Source organism: Bacteroides sp. HPS0048, from assembly GCF_964240755.1.
In the GTDB taxonomy this organism is placed as follows: Bacteria; Bacteroidota; Bacteroidia; order Bacteroidales; family Bacteroidaceae; genus Bacteroides; species Bacteroides nordii.
In genome coordinates this window covers 1-654 of sequence record NZ_CAXSVC010000082.1, presented here as the reverse complement: position 1 = coordinate 654, position 654 = coordinate 1, and the positions used below count along the sequence as shown (strand labels likewise).

The window sequence follows — 654 nt, the reverse complement described above, 5'->3', positions numbered from 1 at the left end:
GGCTCAGTCTGAAACCTTGGGGGATTGCGTTAAAATTCTTATTTTTGCATCATGAAAACATCCTCTTCCCAAACGATTGATCCTGTTGCTTCTTTAAGCTTGTTCTTGCCTTCAGGAATCCTTGATTACTTTACCCTAGTCAATCATGTTTCTCAGGATACTTGCTTTATTCTTTATTTAGAGGAGAAAGCCACTATTCCTGCTGAATACTCAGATCTACATCTTCACTCAAAAGGTTTCCTCCCTGAGATTGAAGTTCAGGACTTCCCTATCCGTGGTAAAGCCGTTTATTTACGTATCAAGCGTCGTCGCTGGGAAGATCCATCCACAGGGCAGACATATAGTCGTGACTGGAGTTTGGTAGCCACCGGTACTCGCATAACCGCTGAGTTCGGTGCTTTTTTAAAAGAATTACTTAGATAATCACGCCGTTAGCTGCCAAAGTGTAGCTGAGCATTACTGTATGGATGGCAAACAGCTTCAATGCCAATATAAAGATCACCTGAGTGACTTCCAGAATTGGGATCAGAGAGCACATGCCCAAGAGTATATCCTTTATCCAAAGAATATGGGTTATCGCCTATGTATTGACGAAACGGCTTTGAGCAAGGGAGATCTTTATACCATCTTAATAAATAGAGATAAGCGAGGTAG

General features: G+C 41.9%; 1 protein-coding gene and 1 pseudogene. Both read left to right on the top strand.

The features are described from left to right. Positions 1-51: 51 nt before the first annotated feature. Positions 52-423, top strand: coding sequence for a transposase family protein (locus ACESQI_RS24145; protein WP_008640050.1), 372 nt, complete (start codon positions 52-54; stop codon positions 421-423). A 40-nt stretch (positions 424-463) separates the two neighbouring features. Then, positions 464-654: pseudogene (locus ACESQI_RS24140) on the top strand (DDE transposase); the annotation flags it as partial.